Source organism: Photobacterium satsumensis, assembly GCF_050336935.1.
Taxonomy (GTDB): Bacteria; Pseudomonadota; Gammaproteobacteria; order Enterobacterales; family Vibrionaceae; genus Photobacterium; species Photobacterium satsumensis.
This window is the reverse complement of the sequence record NZ_JAKJSK010000010.1, coordinates 80,717-104,770: the sequence shown is the minus strand read 5'-3', so window position 1 is coordinate 104,770 and position 24,054 is coordinate 80,717. Positions and strand designations below refer to the sequence as shown.

The 24,054-nt window shown below is 49.7% G+C and carries 24 protein-coding genes; 5 read left to right on the top strand and 19 right to left on the bottom strand.

Annotation, left to right across the window (positions count from 1 at the left end; all coding sequences use genetic code 11):
- Nucleotides 1–64: 64 nt before the first annotated feature.
- On the top strand, nucleotides 65–1,726 hold the full coding sequence (gene panP / locus L4D79_RS20500) for a pyridoxal-dependent aspartate 1-decarboxylase PanP (RefSeq protein ID WP_428653811.1): 1,662 nt from the start codon (nucleotides 65–67) through the stop codon (nucleotides 1,724–1,726).
- A 472-nt stretch (nucleotides 1,727–2,198) separates the two neighbouring features.
- On the opposite strand, the gene torR is transcribed toward panP, so the two are convergent.
- Nucleotides 2,199–2,912, bottom strand: coding sequence for a two-component system response regulator TorR (torR, locus tag L4D79_RS20495; RefSeq protein WP_428653810.1), 714 nt, complete (start codon nucleotides 2,910–2,912; stop codon nucleotides 2,199–2,201).
- A 201-nt stretch (nucleotides 2,913–3,113) separates the two neighbouring features.
- On the opposite strand from torR, the gene torC reads away from it, so the two are divergent.
- From torC to L4D79_RS20475, 4 genes are all read left to right on the top strand, one after another.
- Entirely contained in the window at nucleotides 3,114–4,280 is a 1,167-nt protein-coding gene (gene torC, locus L4D79_RS20490) for a pentaheme c-type cytochrome TorC (RefSeq protein WP_428653808.1), read from the top strand.
- Between the two features lie 70 nt (nucleotides 4,281–4,350).
- A complete protein-coding gene (gene torA / locus L4D79_RS20485; RefSeq protein WP_428653807.1) occupies nucleotides 4,351–6,882 on the top strand; it encodes a trimethylamine-N-oxide reductase TorA in 2,532 nt (843 codons plus the stop codon).
- A gap of 205 nt (nucleotides 6,883–7,087) precedes the next feature.
- Entirely contained in the window at nucleotides 7,088–7,741 is a 654-nt protein-coding gene (gene torD, locus L4D79_RS20480) for a molecular chaperone TorD (RefSeq protein WP_428653805.1), read from the top strand.
- Nucleotides 7,742–7,968: 227 nt separating this feature from the next.
- Nucleotides 7,969–8,535, top strand: coding sequence for a hypothetical protein (locus L4D79_RS20475; protein WP_428653803.1), 567 nt, complete (start codon nucleotides 7,969–7,971; stop codon nucleotides 8,533–8,535).
- A 55-nt stretch (nucleotides 8,536–8,590) separates the two neighbouring features.
- On the opposite strand, the gene L4D79_RS20470 is transcribed toward L4D79_RS20475, so the two are convergent.
- The 18 genes from L4D79_RS20470 to L4D79_RS20385 form a co-directional block, all read right to left on the bottom strand.
- Complete coding sequence (locus L4D79_RS20470) at nucleotides 8,591–8,776, bottom strand: hypothetical protein (RefSeq protein ID WP_428653801.1); 186 nt, start codon at nucleotides 8,774–8,776, stop codon at nucleotides 8,591–8,593.
- A gap of 146 nt (nucleotides 8,777–8,922) precedes the next feature.
- Complete coding sequence (eutH, locus tag L4D79_RS20465) at nucleotides 8,923–10,026, bottom strand: ethanolamine utilization protein EutH (RefSeq protein WP_428653799.1); 1,104 nt, start codon at nucleotides 10,024–10,026, stop codon at nucleotides 8,923–8,925.
- 166 nt (nucleotides 10,027–10,192) lie between these two features.
- Nucleotides 10,193–10,741, bottom strand: a complete 549-nt coding sequence (locus tag L4D79_RS20460; RefSeq protein ID WP_428653797.1) for a BMC domain-containing protein — start codon at nucleotides 10,739–10,741, stop codon at nucleotides 10,193–10,195.
- A gap of 28 nt (nucleotides 10,742–10,769) precedes the next feature.
- The gene (locus L4D79_RS20455; RefSeq protein WP_428653795.1) at nucleotides 10,770–12,119 is read right to left on the bottom strand and encodes a 4Fe-4S dicluster domain-containing protein; all 1,350 of its coding nucleotides are present in this window, start codon (nucleotides 12,117–12,119) and stop codon (nucleotides 10,770–10,772) included.
- An 11-nt stretch (nucleotides 12,120–12,130) separates the two neighbouring features.
- On the bottom strand, nucleotides 12,131–12,787 hold the full coding sequence (gene eutL / locus L4D79_RS20450; RefSeq protein WP_428653793.1) for an ethanolamine utilization microcompartment protein EutL: 657 nt from the start codon (nucleotides 12,785–12,787) through the stop codon (nucleotides 12,131–12,133).
- Between the two features lie 13 nt (nucleotides 12,788–12,800).
- Nucleotides 12,801–13,688 (bottom strand): ethanolamine ammonia-lyase subunit EutC, encoded by an 888-nt coding sequence (eutC, locus tag L4D79_RS20445; RefSeq protein ID WP_428653791.1) that lies wholly within the window; start codon nucleotides 13,686–13,688, stop codon nucleotides 12,801–12,803.
- A gap of 13 nt (nucleotides 13,689–13,701) precedes the next feature.
- Nucleotides 13,702–15,063 carry an ethanolamine ammonia-lyase subunit EutB gene (locus tag L4D79_RS20440; protein ID WP_428653790.1) on the bottom strand — a complete coding sequence of 454 codons (1,362 nt, stop codon included), beginning with the start codon at nucleotides 15,061–15,063 and terminating at the stop codon, nucleotides 13,702–13,704.
- 13 nt (nucleotides 15,064–15,076) lie between these two features.
- Nucleotides 15,077–16,519: an ethanolamine ammonia-lyase reactivating factor EutA gene (locus tag L4D79_RS20435; RefSeq protein WP_428653788.1), complete on the bottom strand. Its 1,443-nt coding sequence runs from the start codon at nucleotides 16,517–16,519 to the stop codon at nucleotides 15,077–15,079.
- Nucleotides 16,519–17,757, bottom strand: a complete 1,239-nt coding sequence (locus tag L4D79_RS20430) for an iron-containing alcohol dehydrogenase (protein WP_428653786.1) — start codon at nucleotides 17,755–17,757, stop codon at nucleotides 16,519–16,521. The genes L4D79_RS20435 and L4D79_RS20430 overlap by 1 nt, the downstream gene beginning before the upstream one ends.
- Nucleotides 17,758–17,760: 3 nt before the next feature.
- Complete coding sequence (eutJ, locus tag L4D79_RS20425) at nucleotides 17,761–18,597, bottom strand: ethanolamine utilization protein EutJ (protein WP_428653784.1); 837 nt, start codon at nucleotides 18,595–18,597, stop codon at nucleotides 17,761–17,763.
- A gap of 2 nt (nucleotides 18,598–18,599) precedes the next feature.
- The gene (locus L4D79_RS20420; protein ID WP_428653783.1) at nucleotides 18,600–20,009 is read right to left on the bottom strand and encodes an aldehyde dehydrogenase family protein; all 1,410 of its coding nucleotides are present in this window, start codon (nucleotides 20,007–20,009) and stop codon (nucleotides 18,600–18,602) included.
- Between the two features lie 24 nt (nucleotides 20,010–20,033).
- Nucleotides 20,034–20,330, bottom strand: coding sequence for a EutN/CcmL family microcompartment protein (locus L4D79_RS20415; protein ID WP_428459337.1), 297 nt, complete (start codon nucleotides 20,328–20,330; stop codon nucleotides 20,034–20,036).
- Nucleotides 20,331–20,380: 50 nt separating this feature from the next.
- Nucleotides 20,381–20,656: an ethanolamine utilization microcompartment protein EutM gene (eutM, locus tag L4D79_RS20410; protein WP_107348726.1), complete on the bottom strand. Its 276-nt coding sequence runs from the start codon at nucleotides 20,654–20,656 to the stop codon at nucleotides 20,381–20,383.
- 16 nt (nucleotides 20,657–20,672) lie between these two features.
- Nucleotides 20,673–20,996: an ethanolamine utilization microcompartment protein EutM gene (gene eutM / locus L4D79_RS20405; RefSeq protein WP_428459338.1), complete on the bottom strand. Its 324-nt coding sequence runs from the start codon at nucleotides 20,994–20,996 to the stop codon at nucleotides 20,673–20,675.
- Between the two features lie 29 nt (nucleotides 20,997–21,025).
- Nucleotides 21,026–22,003, bottom strand: a complete 978-nt coding sequence (pta, locus tag L4D79_RS20400; RefSeq protein ID WP_428653780.1) for a phosphate acetyltransferase — start codon at nucleotides 22,001–22,003, stop codon at nucleotides 21,026–21,028.
- Nucleotides 21,990–22,826 carry an ethanolamine utilization cob(I)yrinic acid a,c-diamide adenosyltransferase EutT gene (eutT, locus tag L4D79_RS20395; protein WP_428653777.1) on the bottom strand — a complete coding sequence of 279 codons (837 nt, stop codon included), beginning with the start codon at nucleotides 22,824–22,826 and terminating at the stop codon, nucleotides 21,990–21,992. Before eutT ends, pta begins: the two co-directional genes overlap by 14 nt.
- Nucleotides 22,827–22,828: 2 nt before the next feature.
- A complete protein-coding gene (gene eutQ, locus L4D79_RS20390) occupies nucleotides 22,829–23,554 on the bottom strand; it encodes an ethanolamine utilization acetate kinase EutQ (protein WP_428653775.1) in 726 nt (241 codons plus the stop codon).
- A 28-nt stretch (nucleotides 23,555–23,582) separates the two neighbouring features.
- On the bottom strand, nucleotides 23,583–24,053 hold the full coding sequence (locus L4D79_RS20385) for a EutP/PduV family microcompartment system protein (protein ID WP_428653773.1): 471 nt from the start codon (nucleotides 24,051–24,053) through the stop codon (nucleotides 23,583–23,585).
- Nucleotide 24,054 lies beyond the last annotated feature (1 nt).

The window sequence follows — 24,054 nt, the reverse complement described above, 5'->3', positions numbered from 1 at the left end:
AGCGGCGGCAAATTGCATTAAATTAGCTTCAATTTGCCGAAATAGTTACAAGTTATTAATCGTTATGGCAGTAGTGGATTACAAAAAAGCCGATGCAACCCAAGAGTCGTTGCATCGCATTTTTACAGTGCCGGAAGCACCCGAGTCGACCTTAGGTCGGATCGAAAAAGAGATTTCAGAAAACCTAAATGTGTTTTTGCAAACGCATATAGCAGCCCGCGAAAAGCCTTTGGCAGAAATCGAAAAAGACTTCTCGTCGGCAGATATACCAGAGCGCCCGAGCTTTGTATCTGATCATACCCATTTCCTATTGGACAAACTGGTGGCCCAGTCTGTGCACACCTCTGCACCGACGTTTATCGGCCATATGACCTCGGCCCTCCCCTATTTCTTGATGCCGTTGTCTAAAATTATGATCGGCCTTAATCAAAACCTGGTAAAGATCGAGACCTCCAAGGCATTTACGCCATTGGAGCGGCAGGTATTGGGGATGCTTCACAACTTGATTTACCAGGAGAAAGACGCCTTTTACCAGCAGTGGATGCACAGCGCCAACCACTCTCTGGGCGCCTTTTGCTCCGGTGGTACTATCGCTAACATCACAGCCCTTTGGGTTGCGAGAAACAGTGCACTAAAGCCTGATGGTAAGTTCAAGGGGGTAGCACAAGAAGGCCTGTTCAAAGCGATGAAGCACTACGGCTATGAGGATCTGGTCGTATTGGTTTCGGAACGTGGTCACTACTCTCTTAAAAAATCCGCCGATGTACTCGGTCTTGGCAGAGACTGCCTGATCCCAATCAAGACCGACAGCCACAACCGAGTGTGTGTCGACCAGATGCGCGCCAAGCTTGACGAGCTTAAGCAGCAAAACATCAAACCTTTTGCGATTGTCGGTGTGGCCGGTACAACGGAAACAGGTAATATCGACCCGCTTGAGGATCTGGCTGATCTGGCGCAAGAATATGGCTGCCATTTCCATGTCGATGCCGCATGGGGTGGCGCAACATTGATGTCCAACACGTACAGGTCACTGTTAAAAGGAATCGAGCGTGCGGACTCAGTGACCATTGATGCTCACAAGCAACTGTATGTCCCTATGGGCGCGGGGATGGTCATCTTTAAAAACCCAGCCTTGATGACAGCTATCGAGCATCATGCTGAGTACATCTTGCGTAAAGGCTCAAAAGATCTAGGTAGCCATACGCTGGAAGGCTCAAGAAGCGGGATGGCGATGCTACTGTATGCCAGCCTCAATATCATCAGCCGGCCGGGTTATGAAATGCTGATTAACACCAGTATCGAAAAAGCCCAGTATTTTGCCTCGCTGATCAATCAGCACCCTGACTTTGAGCTAATTTCCGAGCCTGAGTTATGCCTACTGACCTACCGGTATTCACCCGCTCGTACTCAAAAAGCCCTGCGTCTTGCCGATCCCGAGCAACGTGAAGAGCTATTGGTAGCCCTTGATGATATGACCAAATTCATCCAGAAACGCCAACGTGAATCGGGTAAGTCGTTTGTGTCCCGTACCCGTATCACACCAGAAGCATGGGATCGTAGACTCACAACCGTCTTCCGCGTTGTGCTGGCTAACCCGCTAACCACAGAGCAAATACTGAAAGACGTATTGGAAGAGCAAAAAGACATCGCTAAGCAGAGTTTGATCAGTTTCCCTAAAATCAACACGCTAACCGAGAGTATTTTGAATCATCAAGTCACACTCTAAATTGGTATGGCGGCGCTTACACTCACTGAAAAAGCCTGATTAAAATCAGGCTTTTTTTCTTCTGCCGCTAGAAAATAGAATTCATATTTCTTCATAGCCTGCGTGAAAAGTAGACAACCACCTCCAGAAAAATCCCCACCTGCAATCAACCGATCAATAAACCACCTTTCAGCAGCTCAAATTACAAGCAAACAGTCATTTCATCTAGAAGGTACCGATACTTTAGAGCATTGAAAAACCAACAACTCAAACCCTGCAATGCAACCAAACATTAACTTTTAACCACTTAGCGCAAACTAAAATGCGAACGTCTTATTTGAGAGACTTTTTTTGCTATTAACATAGCGCAACATTTCTTGATCAAGATCAACATAAGTACCGATAAAAAAGCATGAAAAAGGCCGCTACCCCATGGATACCGGCCTAATTATTACAAAATATTTCAAATCATCTTTGCATCAATGCCGAGTAATTAGTCACCTGCAAACATGTAACCTTCACCGTGAACCGTCACAAAAATCTGTGGGTTTTTCGGGTCAATTTCCATCTTCGAACGCATACGGCGAATGAGCACATCAATGGTGCGATCGTTCGGCGCTTCTACACGATGGCTTAGCATATTTAGGATGCGCTCTCGGCTTAAAACCACATTAGGGTGTGAAGAAAATGCCACCAACAACTCATACTCGGCCTTGGTCAATTTTACCGGTACACCATTGTGCGTAAGCGCACGTTTGTTAATATCAAACTGCCAATCACCAAAGCGAATAATGCTATCTTCCTGCATCTCAACAATGGTTTCATCACGTGCTTTTTCGACCAGAGAGATACGCCATAGCAGGTTTTTTACGCGTACTAGCAGTTCACGCAGCTCAAACGGTTTGGTGACATAATCATCGGCACCCATCTCTAATCCGACGATACGATCAATACTGTCTGTACGCCCTGTCACCAAGATAATACCGACTTCTGAGCGACTTCTAAGCTCGCGTGTTAGCATCAGGCCATCTTCGCCCGGCAGGTTAATGTCGAGCATTACCAGGTCGATTTTTTCACTGGCCATTACCTCACGCATCTGCGCGCCACTTTCGGCCTGACTGACTTTATATCCCTCATTCTCAAAGTACCCAACCAATTTGGTACGGGTAACAATTTCATCCTCTACTACAAGTACGTGATGACTCATTTCTTTCTCTTTATGTCTTATTTAGTGTTCTATAAAACGTTAGCACAGGAGGCAGCTATTCACAATTTGTCATAATCCAGCAAATCCTGTTCACCGCCGCCATTAACCTTATTCACATCGTGGAATTAAGATTACCCCATAAAAATTTATACGTCACCGTAGTTTACGGCAGACATTCATTCTAAATTGGAATCTTCCACTATGAAAAAACTTTGGCAAATGTTGACTAAGCCTAGCAGCAAGTATTCAATTCTTGCGCTGGTCTTGGTTGGTATTGGTATTACCTTGGCGGGCGTTTTGACCGTACACAAGAGTTTTGAGTTCGCTTCAACAACTGAATTCTGTACGTCTTGCCACACCATGGAGCAGAACTACGAAGAGTACAAACAAAGCATTCACTTCAAGAATGCCTCTGGTGTTCGTGCCGAATGTGTAGACTGTCACCAGCCAAAAGATTTGCCAGGTAAGCTTCAGCGTAAACTTGGCGCTTGGAAAGACGTATACAATCACTTCATCACCAAGAAGATCGATACGCCTGAGCTACTGGAAGAACATCGTCTCGAACTGGCAACCGCCGTTTGGGATCGCATGAAGAGCCAGAACTCCAAAACCTGTAAGAGCTGTCACTCTTACGATGCAATGGATCACACAAAACAGTCTGCCCAAGCCGCTTTCGAAATGAACAAAGCCGCAGCTGAAGACATGAACTGTATCGAGTGCCACAAAGGTATTGCCCACGAACTGCCAAACATGGCTGGCGGTTTCCAGAAAGACTTCGAAGATCTTCAAGCAACAGCTAACTCTCAAGGCGGAGCTGCTGAAACCCTTTACTCTCTAGGCGAAAAAGATCTATTCGCAACGGCAGATACCAGCGGCAAGTCTGACGGTAAGCTACTTCCAGCTTCTGAAGTTACAGTACTGAAGCGTGACGGCGATATGCTGAAAGTGAAAGTAGATGGCTGGTTGGAAAAAGAAGGTAAAGGCCGCGTAATGACTGAGTACATGGGTAAACGTGTATTCAAAGCGACTATCCGTGGCGATGTTAAAGCGACCGAGCAGCTAATCGAAGAACAAACTGATGCGGCGACTAGCATCGTATGGCAGCACGTTTCTGTTGAAGCTTGGATCACAAGTGAAGACATGATCGACAACATCCAGCCTATCTGGAACTACGCCGAGAACATGTACGGTGCTACCTGTAACGCTTGTCACGCTGCCCCGGACCCAGGCCATTTTACTGCAAACGGTTGGATCTCAGGCCTGAACGGCATGAGCGCTTATTACCGTCTAAGCAAAACTGAAGAGCGTACCCTTCTGAAGTACCTTCAGAACCACGGTAAAGATACCGGTGGCGCTGGTTCTCATTAATTCCTATTCGCAGAGAGGGGAGCCAATCCCCTCTCCCATGCAAAAGAATTCAAATTAAAGGAATTGCTCAATGGCAACTCAAATTCTAAATAAAGGCGTTTCACGTCGCCGCTTCCTTTCTGGCATGGTGGCAGCGAGTGCTGCATCAGTTGTTGGTACTAGCCTACTGGCTCCACGTAGCGCTATGGCTGCAACAGACACCAAAGCTAACTTCTCTGGTGAAGTGCTTTCTGGCTCTCACTGGGGGGCATTCCGTGCCAAAGTTGAGAACGGCGTTTGGGTAGATACCGTACCGTTCGAGAAAGACAAAAACCCAACGTCGATGATCAACGGCGTGCGTGAAGTGGTATACAACCCTGCACGTGTTAAGTACCCAATGGTTCGTCTTGACTGGCTGAAGCACGGCTACAAATCAGACACAAGCCAACGTGGTGACAACCGCTTTGTACGTGTGCCTTGGTCTCAGGCCCTGGACTTTTTCTACCACGAGCTAGAGCGTGTACAAAACAACTACGGCCCAAGTGCACTATACGCAGGCCACACAGGCTGGCAGTCAGTGGGTAAACTGCACTCAGCAGGTACCATGATGATGCGTGCTATCGGCCTACACGGCACTTACCTTGGTAAGATGGGTGACTACTCAACAGGTGCTGCTCAGGTTGTTCTACCTTACGTTGCTGGCGCAATGGAAGTTTACGAGCAGCAGACATCTTGGCCGCTAGTTCTTGAACACTCAGATACCATTGTAATCTGGGGTTCTGATCCGGTTAAGAACCTGCAGGTAGGTTGGCTGGTTCCAGACCACAGCCCATACGCTTACTTTGATCAGTTAGCTGAGAAAGTTAAAAACAACGAAATCAAAGTTATCTACATTGACCCAGTTGTTTCTGACACCCAAAAGTTAGTTGGTGGTGAACAAGTTCGCGTTAACCCGCAAACCGACGTTCCTTTGATGCTGGCTATTGCCCACACGCTATACACCGAGAACCTATACAACAAAGAGTTCTTGGCTGACTACACCACTGGCTTTAACAAGTTCTTGCCATACCTGCTTGGTGAGAGCGACGGTGTTGTAAAAACACCAGAGTGGGCTGCGAAAATTTGTGGCATTGACGCTGATACCATCCGTGAGCTTGCTCGTCAGATGGCTTCAGGCCGTACCCAGATCATCGGTGGTTGGTGTCTACAACGTATGCAGCACGGTGAGCAGTATGCGTGGATGCTGGTTGTTGTTGCCGCTATGCTTGGCCAGATCGGCCTACCTGGCGGTGGCTTCGGTTTCGGCTGGCACTACAATGACGCGGGTTCTATCACCTCAAACGGCCCACTGATGTCTGGCTTCAGCGGTGTAACAGGTATTGACCCAATCCACAACGGCTCATACAAAGGCTACTCGTCTTACATCCCAGTCGCGCGTTTCGTAGACTGTATCGAGAACCCTGGTAAGACTATTCAGTGGAACGGTCACGACGTTACCTTCCCTGAGATGAAGATGGCGATCTTCTGTGGTAACAACCCGTTCCACCACCACCAAGATCGTAACAAGATGATCAAAGTATGGCGTAAGCTAGAAACCGTTGTTTCTATCGAGCACCAGTGGACAGCAACCTGTCGCTTTGCCGATATCGTTCTACCTGCGACGACTACGCACGAGCGTAACGACATCGAGCAGTACGGTAACCACTCCAACGCCGGTATTATTGCCCTACCTAAAGTAGTAGAGCCAATGTACGAAGCGAAGGACGATTTCGACATCTTCCGTGACCTATGTCGCCGTTTCGATCGAGAAGAAGCCTTCACCGAAGGTAAATCACAGATGGAATGGATTGAGCAGTTCTACAACGGTGCTCGCCTGCAGGGCCGTGGCCTTGGCGTACGTATGCCAAACTTTAAAAAGTTCTGGGAAGAAGAAGGCTTCATCGAGTTCCCTGAAGGTACTGAGTGGGTTCGTCACGAGTCTTTCCGTAAAGAACCGGATCTTGAGCCTCTAGGTACTGCAACCGGCCTTATCGAGATCTACTGTAAGACTATCGCCGACATGGGCTACGACGACTGTCAGGGTCACCCAATGTGGTTCGAGAAGACCGAGCGCAGCCACGGTGGTCCGCGTTCAGATAAATTCCCTCTGAACATGCAAAGTACCCACCCGAAACATCGCCTGCACTCGCAGCTATGTTCTTCTACTGAGCACCGTGCAACGTATGCGGTTGCTGACCGTGAGCCGGTTTATATCAGTACTGAAGACGCAAAAGCACGTGGTATCAAGTCAGGTGATATCGTACGCGTATTCAACGACCGTGGTGAAGTACTAGCAGGTGCTGTTGTTTCTGATGACTACATGTCTGGCGTTTGTCGTATCCATGAAGGTGCATGGTACAGCCCACTTGAGGGTGGCAAACCAGGTACTATCTGTACTTATGGCGATCCAAACGTACTGACTCAGGATATCGGCTCATCGAAACTTGCTCAGGCGACATCAGCAGCCTCAGCACAGGTAGAGATCGAGAAGTACACGGGTACAGTTCCAGCTGTTACTGGTTTTAACGGCCCAACTGCCGTGACTGACATTAACCCACTATTCCCAGCAATGGATCTAGAATAAGTTATTGTCGCGGGCTGTTTACCTTTCAGATTGCTGGAAGGTAAACAGACCTACTCAGAGGCTTCGGCCTCTGAGTGTTTTTTTACTGTTATAACAGTGTGTTTAAAGAACCTATTCACGTATAATAAATGCATCATTTATTCTATCTGAATATGTTTTCTATACGATTTAAACAATTAGTCGTATGCCTTGATTTGGAGTGATCATGAAAGAGTTTATAGCTTTCAACGAACAGCGCGCAGAGATTTATTGGTGGATGTCTTCCCTTTTCGCTCGAGAGTTAACAGAGCAGGACATCGAACAGTACCGTGGTGGCGAAATGGTCACTTTCTTGTCAGGCTTGGCCATGACCCCAGAGCTTAAGCAGCCGGTAGAAGCCTTTCGCAATGCCCTAAAGCGCTTAGAAAGCCGTGAAGATGCCCAGCTTGAGCTTGCTGCTGATTTCTGTGGCCTGTTCCTTAGCACGCCAAAATCGGGGGCCCTGCCATATGCTTCTATGTATGTTGGTGAAAGCGGCCTGATGAACGACAAGCCTGCACAAGACATGAACAAGCTGATGGAAGAATACGGCATTGCCCAGCGCAAAGAGTTCAATGAGCCAGCTGATCACCTTGCTGTCGAACTCGATTTCATGGGCAACCTAATCATCATGGCCAACCAGCAAGGTTCAGAAGAGCAAGCCGAGCCGGTAATGCAAGCTCAGCTCGACTTTATCAATACCATGCTGCTTAATTGGCTGCCTGCATTTAGTGCAGAAGCTAAGCAACGCGATCAGTTCGGCTTCTACGCCGCTGCTGCTGAGGTTCTCATCGCTTTCTGCCATTTGGATACCCAGTTCCTAAAAGGCGAAGAACAATAACCCTGACTGGCATCAGCCAGCAACCAACATCACTATCTCAGTTTATTGCCGGCACATGGATTGCCGGCTTTTTTGTGCGGTTAACTTTATAACAAGCCCAGCAGCAAAGGCATCTTTCTGCTTGTTCAGTCTCCATCCAGCATACATGACACAATACTGACATTCCGCATTAAGCGCTTTTATACATTGCAGTCATAGCGATGATAACCACCAATAAAGGTTAATTTATGCAAAACAGCAAAACGCGTACCCAGCAACAACCGAATTCAGTATTAAACCTAATGAAATATGCCCTACCTTTGATGCTGGTGACTTTATTCGCCTTCAGCCCTGCATCCAAGGCCAGTGATGCTGCAACAGATACTGTTGCGAACCAGAAGGAAGTCACCCATCGTATCAATGCGATCCAGCGCGACTTGACGAGTATCCGTCAACAAACACTACAAGCTAATCCAGAGCTAGTTGAACAAGCGAAAGCATTCGAAGCGGCATATAAAGAAAAAGCCAAAGAAGTTGGCTATAACCCTGACGAGTTCATCAGCAAAGCACAAGATATTCAGAACAAGGTTCGCAATGCTGAAACCAGTGAAGAAGAACGTGAAACATTGATCAAAGAGTTTGCCGCTGCCAAGCGTCAACTGGCAGAACAACGCGAGAGTATTCTTGCTGACGAAACCTTGATGGCGATGCAGGAAAAACTTCAGGCAGATACCTTTGCCGCAATGAAAACCAGCAACCCTGAAACTGAAACCTTGATGAAAGAGCTCAACACCCTACTTGAATCTCTTCAGTAAGCCGTAAATTATCTGCCCCGCGTTATAATACCGCAGCCTCTCGCTGCGGTATTTTTCAATGACCATCCTCGTAGTCGCTCATGTTGATACCCATCTCTTCTGCGACTTCGACCCAGTAAGGCTCCGCCTCACAGACACAAGTATCACACCAATTGGCGATACCTTCGTGCATACTCATTGATTTCTGATCGGCTTGATTGTCTGGCCCTAGTGGTTCCTGCTTTAAATAATTAATCGCCATAACTTCTCCTTGAATACCTTCAACTGCATCAAGTTAGCAGTGATAAAGCAGCGTTCCTGTCGAGATAATTATAGAAGGCAAATTGACCAAATAAGAAAAGGGACAGCATCTCTGCTGCCCCTTAAGCACATTTACAACTCGAAATGCTAAGACTGGTTGGCTGGAATCATGTCCGGTTCATCAGTCATGTTACGTGTCACGTATACCGCAAGTACTAAAGCACTTAAACCACCGACTAATTTGCCCGCTACTACAGCCGAAATCATGTCGCTATTTACCGCCGCGGTGAAACCAAGGTGATCACCAAAAACAAACGAACCACACACCGCAAAGGCAACATTGATGACCTTACCGCGGTTATCCATATCTTTGAAAATATTAAACATCGCGATGTTGTTAGCCATTGTCGCCACGAGCCCTGCAGCAGCCGTTTCTCCCATCCCCATCGAACTACCGAGTTTGATCAACGGTTTGTTTAGGTGCTTAGTAATAAAGTGTACCATCGGGAAAGCACCGGCCAATACAATGGCGATAGCACCAACAATTTCGATACCGTCGGAAATCGGAGCCATACCCGGGATCAGTACGACCCCTGTTAATGTTTCAACCACGATCGCAGCCAGTGCAATAGTAATAACAGCAATCACCCCTTTACCAAACACTTCAAAACCACGGATCATTGCTTCTGGCTTGAGCCATAGACCTACGGCAATCAAACCGGCCACAATGACAATCGGAACTAAATTGCCGAGGATCATCCCCATATCAAAGCCTGCTACCAAGCCACCCACAAAACAACCGACTGGAATGGTAGTCATACCGATTAACACACCACGGGCAAGGTACTTAGTGTCTTCTTTCTGAATGATCCCCAAAGCAACCGGAATGGTAAATACCAATGTCGGCCCCATCATGGCACCAAGAATTAAGCCTGAAAACAAGCCAGCAGCTTCGGTTTCAGCCATACTTTGCGCCAGTGGGTAGCCCCCCATATCGTTAGCCAATAGTGTACCGGCGAACATCGCAGGGTCGGCCCCCAGAGCGGTGTAAAGCGGCACTACAACGGGACTTAGCAGGTTGGCTAGAACCGGGGCTAAACTCACGACCCCGACCATCGCTAATGCTAGAGCCCCCATTGCCATGAAGCCTTCATCAAATTGCTGTCCGTAGCCCCAACGGTTGCCGAGTACTTTATCTACCGCACCCAGCACCATAAAGCCCACCATAATGTATAAAATAATGTCATTCATGATGTACCTTCCTTTCCCAAATAATGATTTTCATCAGTTACAAGTGCTGGCTACTTTTTTAAAGGTGTAAGAAGCCCGCCCTATGCAACTGCATACGGCTAAAAAATGGAACGTATTAAATCGCCTGACTCGGGTGAAATACCGTCTTGATAGGCGCTATTGCTGGTTAAATTTTTCCTTCTAGGATCTCCTTACGTGGCTGCGCAATCACCACCTTGTCGACCAACACGCCTTTATCCCTAATTCGGTCGGCAGCGGCCTCTACCGCCGCTTGTACGGCAGCCACATCACCAGTCAGGGTGACAAAACCTTTACCGCCGATAGCCATTGCCATATGGACTTCTAGCAGTTCAATATTTGCAGCCTTGACTGCCGCATCGGCCGCTTCAACAATCGCCGCAACAGAAAATGTTTCAACAATACCTAACGCTGAGGTATGTTCGACAACGCGGGTACCCGCAATGGCCGGAAACACATCAGGGTGAACATTGGCAATGATCAGATCATCGACCACCTCACCACCGCCAACCCGTAATCCTGTTTCAACAGCCGCATTAATCGCAGCCACATCCCCACTCACCATAACCATAAACTTGCCAGGACAAATCGTACGGTTAAATAAAATCTCGACATTGGCCGCTTTTAGCATGGCATCTGCAACCAAGTAGCCCCGAGCAATAGAGTTGAGTTCAATACAGCCAATTGCATTTACCATTTATTTTTCCAATCAATTTCTAATTGCATTAAGCCACCTCTTCTGTGGCTACCTGATGCTTAATGACGACAGAATCACTTACTGAAGCAACAACGCCCGAGATACTGGCATGTACAGCGGTACTGAGCCCGCCTTCTGCGGGTTGGCCGATCATCTGCCCTTTAACTACCGTTTCACCTTCTTTAACAATGGCTTGTGCAGGTAGCCCTATATGCTGCGCCAACGGAATTGAAACCGCTTCCGGAACATAATCACTTGATCGGTAAGCGGCTTTTGTTTCCATGTACTGGCTTAACTCCAAGCGACGAGCGAGCCTTTTAGTCGGCACGCCTCGGTATTCCCGCAATGGATGCACATCCGTCGTTTTGGCTTGTAGCTCTGCTGGTGATTGCCATTGCTGCTGCTCACGTAGTGCCCGCTTGGTAGTGGCACATACCCGACTCGGATCCAGCCCCTCGGGGCACGACCACATCGTACAAAGGTTACATTCGCAGCAGGCTTGCGCTGCTAAGGCAAAGCTCTGGTTATTGCTGCCTGAAACCTGAAGCGAACGCATCGCCAGATGTGGCTGAATGGGATAGCCCAGCAAATTCCGGGGACACATGGAAGTACACATGCTGCATTGATCGCACGCTGCTTTACCTATCCGTCGAAGATCAGCTTCGCTGCGCAACTTGATCCGTGCTATCCGTGAGCTTTTAGGCAACACCAGTAAACCACTGGAAACTTTTGTTATCGGCTTATCCAAATCGGCCGTTATCGAGCCCATCATCGGGCCACCTTCAACAACGACACAATCCTCGCGGGTCATCCCCCCCGCAAGTGCAATAGCCTCACGGTAAGTCATGCCAATGGGTAACCACGCCGAGTACGGCGAGGGGACTTCACCGTGAACGGAGATCATTGTTTCTGTCACAGGCTGGCCGTTTGCGGCACGGAAAACATTGATAAAGGATTCAATGTTATTAACCATCACCCCGATATCTTTCGGTAGCCCACCAGCAGGAATACGTTTACCCGTTGCATGGAAAACCAGTTCAACTTCATCACCGGCAGGATACACATCATCCATCAGCAGCAATTCGATATTGGCCGGCAATAAGGAGGTCAGTATCGCGATGGTATCGGCATTTTTCTTTTTAATGCCAATGATCCCGCGCGCCGCACCTACCTGCTTCATGGCCAGTAACATCCCGCCACACAGCTCATGTCCCCACTGCTGCATCAAGACCTGATCTTTATACAGCAATGGCTCACATTCAGCGCCGTTGGCCAACACCAGCTCAACTTGGCAATCAAGTTTGACGTAGGTCGGGAAGCCTGCGCCCCCCGCACCAACGACTCCGCCTTGCTGAACTAGGTTCAATAACGGTTCCACATCTACCTCGACTAGTTAGCTATTGGGTTTCGAGCGACATCAAGCACGGCAGCCTCAAACGCATCACACGCAGCGCGGCACGCCGCTTGTGAACCGGCTAAATGGCCGCCACCAAAGTTAGTTTCAGACGGTGGCGCAAATAAGTTCACCAACTTAACGTCAGCCGCTTTCAAAGCTGCATCCAGGGCGTACATTGCTTCTAACGGAGGAGCAATCAAGTAGGCTAATGCTTCACCCTGCTCTACCCCAGCTTCAGCGGATAAATAGCTGCCTGTTGATGAAACCAAGTGGGCAAAAAAGGCGATATCACCATTTTCATCAGCGCACTGGAAAGCAGCCTCGTCTTCGATAAACGCTTTGGCTCGTTCCAAGCCAGCAATGACATCAGCCGGGCATCCACCAGCCAAAATACCGATCACTTCACCCGAAGTCGGGCCGGATGAGTGCGCAGCACCGGCATAAAAGGAACGAGCATAAACCACATCCACGTTTGCCGCTTTCGTTGCTTCGTCCAAAGCGCAATAGGTCACATCATCACAATCAGACGTGATAATACCTATGCTATTGTGATGGGGCTGAAGCCCCATTTTTTCCTTGTAAACCGGATCGACCGAGGCAATCACACGGGTCGCCAATACTGATGGTTGAATTTTGTCTAAAATTGCCATGCTTCGTTCCTTCTTAGCGCTTCAAGTTAATGCCACTGGCTTTCTGCGCCAGCATGGTTTTGACCAAATCAACGATTACTGCTGCCGCTTCCACCGGTGGTGTTCCCCCTGCGTGAATATTTGATATTACGGTGCGATCTGACTCGACTGTTTTTTCTGTTGGCTTGTAGATCGCATAACAGCTTAATGACTCTGACTGACCTAGCCCCGGACGCTCTCCAATCAGCAGCAGGTTGACTTCAGCATCTAGCAGCATGCCAATTTCATCTTGTGCTTTTACCCTGCCGTAACGCAGGAAGAAAGGCGTACCGACATCCAGTCCGGCATTTTTCAAACCGTTGATCAGTGGTGGAAGGATTTCATCATGGTTGACAGTTACGGCATCCAAACTTAACCCATCAGACAGCACAACCTGTACCTGTGGCGCTTTTTTGCAGTTATCACGAATCAGCATCTTGGCATCATCATTGAGTTTGCGGCCAAGATCCGGGCGAGTTAGGTATACATCTTTATCAGCTGCGCAAGACTGCACTTCCATCAGGTTGCGCTCTTGCAGCCATGACGATTCGACATTCTTAATAACCGTATCTTTCGAACGTGAGTGATCGGCCAAAAATCGCAGCAAAGCGGTTGTTCTTGGACGTGGGCCTGTGCGTCCAGTCCCCACCCGAGCATCCGTCTGCGACATCAAGTCATCGATGACTTTGCTATCAGCAGCCTCACTAATGCCGTTCCATTTCTTAAAGCATTTATCCCCCAAATCGGGTAACGATTCCGTGCTGTTTTTACTCTGTGTGACTTGTGCATCAACCACCTTGGTGACCGTTGCCGGACTGACATCTTTTTCACCTAGCTGCGCAAGTACGGTGGCGACAATATCCTGAATCTTCTGTTCGTTCATTCCTAGCTACCCCTTATTTGAAGAAAACTGATGGGTCGCCCGCCTTGCGGGTTAACCGGCCATTTTCCATAAAGCCCATGGTTTCCATCCACGCTTCAAACTCCGGTGCCGGACGCAATTTCAATAGCTGTCGAACAGTGGCGGTATCATGGAACGAGGTGGTTTGGTAGTTCAGCATGATGTCGTCACCAAGCGGCATACCAATCACAAAGTTAACCCCAGCAGCAGCCAGAAGAGTCACTAGGTTTTCGTTTGAGTTCTGATCTGTATCGGCGTGGTTGGTGTAACACGCATCACATCCCATCGGTATTCCCGACAGTTTACCCATGAAGTGATCTTCCAACCCGGCACGGATAATTTGTTGGTGGTTGTAGAGGTACTCAGGACCAATAAAGCCAACAACGGTATTCACCAAGTGAGGGTTATAGCGTTGTGCCAATGCGTAGCATCGCGCTTCCATCGTCATCTGATCGGCACCATGGTGGGCATCGGCAGAGAGTTCAGATCCCTGTCCGGTTTCGAAATACATCATGTTCTCGCCAGCTAGGTTGCAGTACTGCTTACCAACTTCATAGGCTTCGTCGAGCATGTCGACACTCACACCAAATTCCGCCAGTCCTTTTTCTGAGCCTGCAATACTTTGGAATAACAAGCCCCCAGGCGCTCCCCGGCGAACCGCTTCCATCTGAGTGGTTATGTGCGCCAAGACACAGGGCTGGGTAGGAATATTCCACTTGGTGATCACATCTTGAATTGCATTTAGCATCTGGGTGGTGTTTTCGACGCTATCTGTGACTGGGTTGATGCCAATCACGGCATCGCCACAACCATAGGTTAAACCTTCATAGGTTTGGGCCAGAATCGAATTGACGTTATCACGGGTATCATTTGGCTGCAGGCGACAGCTAAAGTGCCCAGGCAAACCGACTGTCGCATTGGCCTTGGTGATCACCGGCATCTGACTGGCGCCATACATCAAGTCACCGTTCGAGCACAGCTTACCAACGGCAGACACCATTTCTGCGGTTAAGCCTTTGCGTAGGCGTTGCATGTCTTCGTTGCTGACATCACTGAGTACGTACTCACGCAGCTCACTCACCGTCCAGTTCTGAATTTTCTCGAACATGGTGCGATTCAAGCTGTCTTGATTAATCCGGGTGATCAAATCGGTTTCGTAGCTGACAACCGGATTTTCACGCAAATCCTTCAAAGTCATTTCCGACAGCACATGTTTAGCCGCGACTCGCTCTTGCGCCGTTTGCGCCGCAACGCCCGCCAAAATATCGCCCGAGCGAAGATCTGACGCTTTAGCAAGTACATCTTTCACATCCCTGAATTGGTAAGTTTGACCAAACAGGTGGGTTTTTAACTTCATGTAACAACTCCTTTTAAGACGGGAAGGCGAGAGATTTCACAGTTAATGGCACAATCTCCCCGCCGAAGTAACTGTTTCCAATATCGATATAGTCACCCTCATGGGTGATCACTTCATCAATGACAGTGACAGGCAGCGGATACAGCTGAGGCTGTAGTTCCATCCCCAGTGCTTTACCGATATCGTTATGTACAATGACAAATGCCGGATCCTGATGGTTACCGTGCTGCTGGTAGAACCGGGCTAGTTCAGCCGCCACATGCTGCACGGTCTGGTAACGGATTGGCATTCCACGGTCGAGGGCAATCGCGTAGCGGTCACAGCCAATGGCAAGATCCATTCGCTCGGCAGCAATCACAATTTGTTCGCTTATTTCAGGCTGCGGCTGTTGCCAGTCCACAGCTGGGTGTACCACTGGAATATTTTTAAGTGGCAACTCGGCTGAATTGAGCCAAATGGTTGAGCCCGATAGCGTTAGTGAATAGGCCCCGGCACCAATCACCGTGGCACGTAATGTCTGATTTGGGCGGCGAACCGGATAATGGGCCAACCGGCCATGACGCAGCAATGAAAGTGCAAGTTGAGGCCCAATATCACCAAAGTTGCCTATGTGTGCGGGGTTATCCGCATGGTAGTAACACTCTCCAACGCCACCACTCAAGAAAACAGCATCAAGATCCTTGTGCTCTGATAAACCCGATGTTTGCAGCAGTTGGACGGCCAGTGGTGATAGCTGCCCCTCCATGACTTCAACAATCAGATCAGCCATACGATCAACCATTCGCTTAAGATGATCTGCCGTGATCTGGCGTGGGTGCAAGGTTTCCCCAAACAGATCCTGCATCACGACCACAGCCGGTTTATGGACATACACCACTTCACCGCTGTCGTTAAGCTCCACCAAACGGCCGCCAATATTGAGGCAAGCAGTCTCGACAACCCGACCACAGTCAAACACCACATAATTGGAGGTACCACCACCAATATCGATATTCATCACTTTAAGGTGACCGTTCTGCGCAAGCTCCTGGGCACCACTGCCACGGCCAGCAATAACCGATTCAAGATTGGGTCCAGCGGTCGCAACCACAAAATCGCCTAGCCGTTGTGACAAATCCATGATGGCATCACGGGCGTTATGCGCTTTTGCCGTTTCTCCGGTAATAATAATCGCGCCGGTTTCCACCCCTTCCCCTGCTTTACCGCCGGAGTCTAAGCCAGCAAGTTCGATCTGCTGCTCTATAAATTGCTGTAGCCCAAGCGCATCAATCGTGCCCTGATGATTAATCGGTGTGAAAGTAACCGGGCTCTGATATACGATGTCACGCTCGATAAATTCATAGACCGGAACCTGAGAAGCAGGTGCACGGTTAACCACCGTCAGGTTAGAAAAAATCACTTGGGTGGTCGTTGTACCAATGTCGATCCCGACACTATGGATAACCTTTCTATCCATCAGCAATATCCTTCCGGCAAAGTACCGGTAATAACTTGCTGCAATAATCCTGAGATCTGCTCAGGCCTCACATCTCTTGGGTTGCCCTGCAGGCAGATGTCTTTCATCGCCTGTTCCGCCAGCAAAGGAATATCCCGCTTAGCAATATCAACGTCGGCAAGTGAGGTCGGCAGCCCCAAATCCATGACTAACTGGCGAACCGCCAATACTGCGGCCCTACAACGTTCACGCGGTGTCATAGAATCACGCCCCACACCCAGTGCATTGGCCACTTCGGCTAACTCGGCTTCACAGCTAAGGGCATTAAAAGCCATTACATACGGTAGCAAGATGGCATTAGCGACACCGTGGGCAAGATGGTATCGGGCACCAATCTGATGAGAGATAGCGTGGGTTAGCCCCAACCCGGCATTACTGAATGCCAAGCCTGCTTTATAGGCTGCAACTGCCATGTCATACCGCTTATCAATGTCTTGGCCATAGCCTGCGGCTACCGGTAGTGCTTTGCTTATGGCTTCAATCGCGTGATAGGCATACGCCTTTGATAGCGGATTAGAATAGCGAGAAATATAAGCCTCAATGGCATGGGTAAGCGCATCGATACCCGTCGCAGCGGTGATCTCAGCAGGTACCCCCAGCATCAAGGCAGGATCGATAAGGGCCATATCAGGTACTAAGGCTGGACCTTTGACCGGCACCTTGATACCTAACGCCAAATCTTTAATCACGGTAATATCGGTGACTTCAGAGCCCGTTCCTGCCGTGGTCGGGATCGCGCCCAGGCCGACCCGCCGTGATGCTATTCCGCCCACTTTAAAGTCAGTCAGTTTTCCTTGGTAATCACCAATAACGGCAATGGCTTTAGCGGCGTCCAAAGCTGAACCACCACCAACACCTAGCACAAAATCGGCACCGCAAGCCTTGAGGGTGTCGCTCCCCACCTTCAGGCAATCACTATCCGGCTCGCCGGCAATATCGGTAAACAGCGTAAGGGAAAGTCCGGAGAGTTTAATTGCCGTCTCACAGCCTGCCGTTAGGCCAAGCTGGTACACCTGCTTGTCGGCTACCAGCAGAACGTTTGACGCACCAAGCTCTTTAAGCACATCCCCTAATTGGTTGACGCAGTAGCCACCCGTCACCGTGACGGCAGGTGAGCGGAATGTAAAACCACGGTGGGGACGATATTGAGTTAGGGTCTGTTGAACAATCGCGGCAACATCGGCTTGTGACACGCTCATAGCTTACTCCTTACCTTCCAACATCAAGCCATAGCTCGCAATGGCAAGTGGCGTCAGGTACAGGGCACGTGAAAACTCAACCACATTGATTGTTGGGAATGCCTTACGGAAAATATCACTAAAGCCCGCAATCAAGGTGCCACCACCAGTCAAATACATCGCGGTCGGCTGATGGCCAGTCAAATGCTCACTCACAATGTCTGCCATCTTTTCAATGACCGGCTTTGCCATAGTGGCAACGAGTGGGTCTTCATGGCTACGTCGCTTGTATTGCTCAGCTTCATCCACTTCAACCCCTAGCCCGCCGGCAATCGTCAAGCTGACATGGCGGCCACCCGACGGTTCGTCAAGCGAGGTGACCAACTCACCATTGGCGATAATAGCAGTACCCGTGGTACCGCCACCGACATCAATCACCGCCCCCTCTTGGATTTGCAGCAGCTCTGCAACACTGCTTGGCTCATCAATCACATGGCTCACCACCACCCCGGCAGACTCCACCACGTTGATAGAGATCCGTGGATCAGTCCCCGGCGGGTATGAAGTGATTGCATGCTCGACAGAGACACCAAGCTTCTGCTCAACCTTTCGTAACTGCTCCCGCACAATCCGGCAAGCACCGACATAATCCACAACCACCCCGTCCCGGACCACATCGGCCCAATCAAGAAAAGCGGCGACAGGTAGGCCGCGACCATCGATCACAACGGTCTGGATATCCGCCGTCCCTAAGTCGATACCGACATGCCACTGGTCTGGTGCAGACACCGGCGACTCATCATTGACCAGTTCGTCAATGAGCAATAGGTGTTGGTTAACATGTTCGAGCAAACTAGTCATAGCTATACGATCCTGAACGCATCAACAGCGGTACAACGGCGCTTGCGAGTGAAAGTCAACGCATTCGTCACCCCTTCCCCGGTTGGGGTCGAAATCGTCATGGTTGTCCAGCCTTCACCACCAGCGCCTATTGCCGCAATCGCAGGTCCATTTTTGGCCAATAAACTACAGTCCATTTCAAAGGCCATGCGGGTGAGCACATCGATATTTTTCGAATGAATCGCCGCGGTATGTCGATTACCGTTTTCAAGCTCCACCGCCCAATCAATGGCCTGATCGACATGCTGGGCCCTGATCAATGGAATAATTGGCATCATTTGTTCAGTCGTGGCAAAGACATGATCTTTATCCGCATCAAATACCAACAGGCGAGTATCAGCAGGCACTTGAATATCAGCAGCAGCGGCAATCTTGGCCGCATCTCGTCCAACCCATTTAGGATCGGCTGAAGGATGCTCCCCGGGATACCCTTTGAGCACGATACGGGCAACTGACTCAGCTTGCGCTGGACTTAACTCAAACGCGCCATGCTGGCACATACAGGCTTTCAGCTCGTCGGCAATCGATGCAACCGCAATGATTTCTTTCTCTGTGGCACAAACGATGTTGTTATCGAATGAGGCCCCCTGCACGATAGAAATTGCAGCACGTTGCAGATCAGCCGTTTCATCCACTACCACCGGCGGGTTACCCGGACCGGCAGCAATAAGACGTTTATCGGTGACTTTGCGCGCCGCATCGACAACGGCATCACCACCAGTAACCACCAACAGGCCGATCCCCGGATAGCAGAACAGGGCTTGGGCATTTTCCAGCGACGGCGTCGCCACCGTAGTACAGATATTGGCCGGGCCACCGACACTTTCACTGGCTTTGTTTACCAGTTGGATTGCGTACTGCGACACCTTCTTGGCTGCTGGATGCGGTGCGAATACAACCGCATTGCCCGCAGCAATCATGCTGATCGCATTATTGATCACCGTACAGGACGGGTTGGTACTCGGAGTGACGGAAGCAATGACGCCCCATGGGGCATTTTCCATCAAGCTCATTCCCGCATCGCCGGATACCGCCTGCGGGGCTAAAATTTCGGTCCCCGGGGTACGCTGGGCAACCAGCAGATGCTTGGCAATTTTGTCTTCAACACGGCCAAAACCCGTTTCTTCTACCGCCATGGTAGACAGCTCTTTGGCGTGCTTTTTAGCCATTCTGCGAATAGCTAGGATCATCTCGTCACGCAAAGCCAGCGAGTGAATTTGTTTCTGAGCCTGTTTCGCGGCGGCAACGGCACCATCCAGCGTTGGATAGATACCGTAATCACCGGCCCCGCAATCAGAAGACGTGCCGTTTTGAGTCATATCGAGTTGCATGACAACACGTCTGACAATTTCTTCTATTTGCTGCTGATCCATAATGAATCTACTCCATGCAACAGGTTAAATTTTCCGATAAAGCTGTTCGCGTGACGCGGTGACTTCATCAATGATCCCCACCACGCAAAGATCGACAGGTGAGCCGGTTTGCAAATCACCGTAAGCTGCCCGGGCCGAACTGCCCGAGACCACCATCACCCACTCGTCCTCGCCCGCACCAAGCTGATCCATTGCAATATGGATCTCACCCATGCCGTTACCTTGCTTATCGACAAACTCCACCAAACAGAGCTTATCCATCCGCATGTGTTGACTGCGGACGGTGGCAATAACATGGCCTATAACTTTCGCGATGCGCATACGAACTCCTCATGCTGCGGCTCCCCTCAGCACATGCCAAGGGAAAACCATTACTTCACCGTGATCGGAAATACTTTTTCAAGATCTTGATGAGGACGAGGGATCACGTGGACCGCTACTAACTCACCCAAACGTTGGGCCACAACTGAGCCCGCATCTGTTGCCGCCTTGCACGATGCCACGTCACCACGGATCAATGCAGTAACATAACCAGAGCCTATTTGCTGATAGCCAACAAGCTCCACGCGTGCAGCCTTGACCATCGCATCCGATGCTTCGATAAGTGCGGTCAACCCTTTGGTTTCTAGAATTCCTAATGCGTCCATTTAACTGCTCCTTGGATTATTTGCTTTCAGTGCGTGATTTAGTTGCTGGTGCTTTTTTTTCTTCTACTTCCGTGGTGATTGGGAAGATCGCTTCCAAGTCGCCGTGCGGACGAGGGATCACATGTACTGCGACCACTTCGCCAAGACGTTGAGCGGCTGCAGCACCGGCATCGGTTGCCGCTTTGCAAGCCGCCACATCACCGCGTACCATCGCTGAAACAATGCCTGACCCAATTTGCTTGTACCCCACCAACTGCACGCGAGCGGCCTTAACCATCGCATCAGATGCTTCAATCAATGCAGTCAGTCCTTTGGTTTCAATAATGCCTAACGCTTCCATTAGCTATTCCTCAACATTTGTTTTTAAAGTTATCGACACAGACATGAAGCCAATACCGAAATATCAACGATATCGTTCGCACTACAGCCGCGAGATAAGTCATGTACTGGTGAAGCCAAGCCTTGCAGCATCGGCCCCAACGCAATATATCCGCCTAACCGCTGGGCAACCTTGTAGGCTATATTGCCGGCGTTAAGCGAAGGGAAAATAAACACATTTGCCTGCCCTTCGAGTGGGCTATTCGGCATTTTCTGCGCCGCAACCGCAGGGACGATGGCTGCGTCAAATTGCACCTCACCATCGATGATCAAGTCCGGACAGCGCTGGCGCACCATCTCTGTCGCTTCGGTCACTTTGCTTACAGTAGGGTGCTCTGCACTCCCCTTGGTGGAAAATGACAGCATGGCTACCCGTGGTGTTTGGCCGGTAAGCCGGGCGAAGTTTGCGGCGGTATCAATCGCAATATCAGCCAACTGCTCAGCCGTCGGCAACGGGATCACCCCGGCATCAGAAAACGCATGCACGGATTGGCCATCCGGTGAGAGCATCAGGAAAAAACTCGACACCGTTTTGGAGTTAGGGGCAATGCCCACACCGCGAATAGCTGCCCGGATCACATCACCCGTTGTCGATACGTTGCCGCCAATACACACATCGGCGTAACCATGGGCGACCATCATCATGGCGAAATCCAGTGGCTGCTTGAGCCGGGTTGCCGCTTCCTCAGCAGTGATAGGTTTGCGCTGGCGGCTCACATAGCTGGCGACCATTTCATCAAAACACCCAGCCGACTCTGGCGACAGTAATGTCAAACAAGGCACGGCTATCCCGCTACGATGGGCCATATCACGCAACCGGAACGGGTTACCCAGCAAAATAGGCTCAGCCAATCCAGCCAATTTCATCTCATTGGCAGCATGGAGTAGACGTACGTCCTCAGCATCAGGAAAAACGATGCGCTTCGGTTGTTTACGACAGACTTCCCGGCAAGTTTCAAGCAACTTCATGACCCAGCTCCTTGAGGATGGCTTGATGGCCTTTTTCACACTGCAATACCAAAATCATTACGACATAAACCGCACTAGACAGCCGGTTCAACCCCGCCACAATGTCATTTCGGCTCAACTGCATGCAGTCATCGAGATAGACCTGACTGGCAATCAGCTCAAGCTCGCGAACCAACGCGCGCAAATAATTCAGCTGAGCAACAGTCTGGCCGTAACACTCATCGGGCAATAAATGATCATGACCCAAGTAAGCCAGTGGCTTGTGCGACCAGCGATGCACCTCATCGGCGTCAAAACTGCCAAGCCTAGGCAAAGGCAGTTGTTGCTCTGTGACTTCAGCCTGCAACACTTGCCCGAGATAAGAGCGAATATCAGCCATAAAGCCTTTGAGCAACTCAGGCTGCCCTTCCAGTGCACACTGCGCCATAACACAAAAACAGATGCAGCTATCGAGTTTTCCCCGTAATGCAATCCGCGGATGGGTTTTCGGTACGAGCACTTGGTCATTCAAATGGGTCATTAATGCTGGCTTATCGGCAATATGCGATCCGCACATCACGCACGCATTCTCAGGGCGTACATTGTTAGTTTTCAATGGGTGTACCTGCTCGGCAGGTTCTAGGGCCTCACCTTCTCGGCTCGAAAACACCTGTCCATTGTCACTACGCCACTTCACTGTAATTTGCCGTTCAGTAACCATCTGCTGGGCTGCGGGTGTAAAGCGTGTCCCTACCGGCAAAAAGATCTCACCGCCAGCACGTAAACCAACATGCTGGCGTAAGTAATCTTCAGTAATAAAGGCAGGCGTGGCTTTGCTGTCCATGATTACGCCCACTCGGCAGGGTAAGTAATGTAGACATAGCGCACATGGGTCGGAGTACCGAACTCCACCGTGCTTCCTTTAGGAATAAAAATGACATCACCCGGCTTGCCAACCGTGGTTCCAGAGGCAGTCTTCACATGAAACTCCCCTTCCAAGACCACATTGACTTCGTCATAGCATAGGGTCCAAGGGAAGAAAGCATTCTCCCAGCCCATGTAACCGACGCCCATGTTGCTATTGTCTTGGGCACCAATAACATCCGTTAGGCCGATATTCTTACCAGGCGCGCCATCAAACTCACCCAGTTGAACCGCACTGCCTCGTACCAGAACAATGCCATCATCATTAATTTGCCGTGCTGACGGCGGTGCCTGTACACCAAAGTCTTGCAATGCCTTGCTGATCAGCTCTTTAATCAACGCACTCTGATCACTGTCGACGCGTGTGAGCTTCGACTCAATCTCAGACTGGATCTTGGCAGCAAGCTGGCCTGAGCATTCAACGTCACTTTTCTTTGCTTCAGGCAACGACTGGTTACTGGCTGCATTTACCGGCGGAGCCTCAACATGCTGTTGACGCGGCTCCGCATCAAGCAGTTCCACGCCCTCAACGTTAGCAACATCGCGTGCTTCCGGTGTGATGATGTACTGCGCCACCGGTACAACTAGGTAGCTTTCTTTATTCGCTTTTGCTTTACGTATATCCGCAGCAGAAATTAACTGTTTCATTACCGCTTCCCTTGCAATTAGAATGGTTTCACTCAGCATTTACTGGCTGAAGAGAAAGTAAGTGCTCATAGAGTTGGTCAATCGATGAAGGATCATAAATAGAGGTGCGGAAGTAAGGTCCGGTTATCCCCTGCCCCTTCAATAGGCGCTCTGCCCTTTCACAATCAGCACCCTCAACATCAGCCTTGCTGATCACCGCTACAATATTCTTATTCGGATACACTCGTAATAAGCCGCTCGGCGCACTGACACACTTCGCATCAGCAGGCTGTAAAATCACAATTGTTTTTACCGTCGAGATTGTCGACAGCAATGCACCATTCCACGAACGGTTATCGACAAACTCTCCAGGTGTATCTATAACGCTGCCCTGATAAAAAATAGCGGCCTGCGTTTTTCCTGTATTTGTGTTTTGGTTGAGAATCTTATTAATCAGTGCCGACTTGCCTGCATCCACCTCACCAATAAAGGCGATATTCGATATTTGTTGCTCAGCCATA